This is a genomic window from Streptomyces sp. NPDC042364 (assembly GCF_056437585.1).
Window position 1 is genome coordinate 1 of sequence record NZ_JBWKAJ010000050.1, and the last position, 2,880, is coordinate 2,880.

Annotated in this window: 2 protein-coding genes; both read right to left on the reverse strand. The window is 70.8% G+C overall.

What is annotated here, in order from left to right:
- The coding region (locus AC067N_RS38820; protein ID WP_478683670.1) for a sarcosine oxidase subunit delta family protein at window positions 1-2,093 on the reverse strand (2,093 nt) is incomplete at its 3' end.
- 28 nt (window positions 2,094-2,121) lie between these two features.
- On the reverse strand, window positions 2,122-2,880 hold a 759-nt coding region (locus AC067N_RS38825), incomplete at its 5' end, for an FAD-dependent oxidoreductase (RefSeq protein ID WP_478683671.1).

Below are 2,880 nucleotides of genomic sequence, written 5' to 3' on the forward strand. Positions count from 1 at the left end.
GTGTAGGGCGGGCGGAACGTGGTCGTGCCCAGCACCGAGACATCCACCCCCAGCAACTCCGCCACCACCCCGCCGGCCAGCACACCGGAGGTCTTTCCCTGGTCGTTGGCGGTACCGGCCGTGGTGTAGCGCTTGGTGTGCTCCACCGAACGCAGACCGGCCCCGGTCGCACGGGCCAGATCCGCCACCGTGACATCACGCTGCAGGTCGACAAACCGGAGCGCCCCCTCACGGCCAGGGACGACATACACATGCATCGGTGCCGTCCGGGCGGGCTGCGCGGGCACCTGCGGGAGGCCCGGCGCCTGCGCCGTGTACCCCTCCGCCTCAATCGCCCGAGCACCGGCCGCGGCGCCCTGGGCGAGGACGCCGACCAGGTCGAGGAGCCCGCTGGCGCTGCCCACGACCTCGACCGCCTGGCGGCAGCTGTCGGGCACGAACGAACCCAACCTCTCGTCATGGCGGAGCTTGCCGCCCGCCTGGCTGAACAGGTGCGCGACCGGGTTCCAGCCGCCGGAGACCAGCAGCAGGTCGGCGGCGAACTCGCGTCCGCCTTCGGTCTCGCCGTACGGGGCCACGGTCACGGCGGTGAGGCGTGTGTCGCCGTCGGTGCCGATGACGGCGTGGCCGGCCAGCACCTCGATGCCTGCCTCACGGGCACGCTCGGCCCACTCCCCCACCTCGGGGCGGGTGTCGACAACCGCCGCGACGTCCACGCCCGCCGCGGCGAGGTCGAGGGCGGCGGCGTAGGCGCTGTCGTTGGTGGTGAACACGACCGCGTGCCGGCCCGGCAACACGCCATGGCGGTGCAGGTACGTACGGGCCGAGGAGGCCAGCATCACGCCGGGCCGGTCGTTGTCCGCGAAGGCCAGGGACCGCTCGTGGGCACCGGTCGCCAGGACCACCCGGCGGGCCCGGATCCGCCAGACCCGTTCCCGGGAAACGTTCGCAGGGGCCGCGCCACCGAGGTGGTTGGTGCGGCGCTCCACGGCCAGGAGGTGGTTGTCGTCGTAGTAACCGAAGACGGTCGTACGACGCAGGACCCGCACCTCCTCGGCGGCGTCGAGCAGACCGGCAGTCTGTCGCACCCAGTCGAGGTGCTCACCGGTGCCCAGAAGGCTGCCGCCCAGTTCCGGCTGATCGTCGGCGACGATGACACGCGCGCCACTGCTCGCCGCCGCCGCAGCGGCCGCAAGACCTGCCGGACCCGCGCCCACGACCAGCAGGTCACAGTGCGCGTGGACGGCGTCGTAACGCGCGGGATCGGGTGCGGCGGCAAGGCGGCCCTGGCCGGGAAGGCTGCTCGCCACCAGGCCGTCGTACAACTCGACGGCCGTCGCGGGCAGCATCGGCTCCGGGAAGGGCTCCTCGATCTGAACAACCGCGTTGGGCTCCTCGACCCCGGCAGCGAAGATGCCCCGAGGACGGCCCAGCTTGATACTCGTCCCGGCCTGGATGACCCCGTTGGCCAGCAGCGCGGAGGCGAGCGTGTCACCCCGGTAGCCCTGGTACTCCGTGCCGTCGAAAGTGAACGTCAGAGGGGTGTCCCGATCGACACGGCCCCGAACGGGGTGACGGAACGGCTGGGTTGTCTCGCCCCCGCCGCCCCTGCCCGTCCCGTCCTGAAGGGGCTGCGCCTCTTCGACCCGGCTTCCGAAGGCTGCGCCCCCGGACCCCCGTTCAGCCTGAACGGCCTCGTCCTCAAACACCGGCCGGGCTGAATGTGCCGGGCTCGGCTCAGAAGTGACCGGAGCGGACTGCGACTCGATCTCCGGACGAGCTGATGGTGCCTGCCTCGCCGGAGATGTGACCCCCTCCGGGGTCTCCGGGCGTTCCTCGCCTGCCCGGTAGACCGTCAGGATTTCGTTGGTGGAGGTGTCGCGGATCGCGTTGAACCAGCGGCGGCAGCCCGCGGCGTGGCTCCAGCGCTCGGCGAAGGGGCCCTTGGGGTTGTCGCGGAAGAAGAGGTAACGGGCCCACTCCTCGTCGGTCAGGGCCGACGGGTCCTCGGGGTAGGCCACATGGGCCTGGCCGCCGTAGTGGAACTCGGCCTCGTCGCGGGGCCCGCACCACGGGCAGGGGATGAGCAGCATGGTTCGGCTCCCAAGTGGTCCAGCGGTCCTAGTGGGCCACCGCGGCCGCGCCGTGCTCGTCGACGAGCGCGCCGGTGGTGAAACGGTCGAGCGAGAAGGGGGCGTTGAGGGCGTGCGGGGTGTCGTGGGCGATGGTGTGCGCGTAGACCCAGCCGACACCGGGTGTCGCCTTGAAACCCCCTGTGCCCCAGCCGCAGTTGAGATACAGGTTGTCGACCGGGCTGAGCCCGACGATCGGCGAGGCATCAGGGCTGACATCGACGATGCCGCCCCAGGTCCGCAGGACGTGAGCCCGGGCGAACACCGGGAACAACTCCAGCGCCGCCGACATCTGCTCCTCGATGATGTGGAAGGCACCACGCTGCGTGTACGAGTTGTAGGCGTCGATACCCGCGCCCATCACCAGCTCACCCTTGTGCGCCTGGCTGACATACACATGCACCGCATTGGACATCACCACCGTCGGATGCACCGGCTCCAGCAACTCCGAGACCAGGGCCTGCAACGGATGACTCTGCACCGGCAGCTCGATCCCCGCCATGGCCGCCAGCACCGAGGTGTGACCGGCCGAGCAGAGCGCCACCTTCCCCGCGGCGATACGGCCCCGGGTCGTACGCACGCCCACGACACGATTGCCGACCACGTCCAGGCCGGTGACCTCACAGTTCTGGATGATGTCGATGCCGGCCGCATCCGCCGAGCGGGCCAGGCCCCACGCCACATGGTCGTGCTTGGCGATACCCGCACGCGGCTGATAAGTGGCACCAAGGACCGGGTAACGCACATC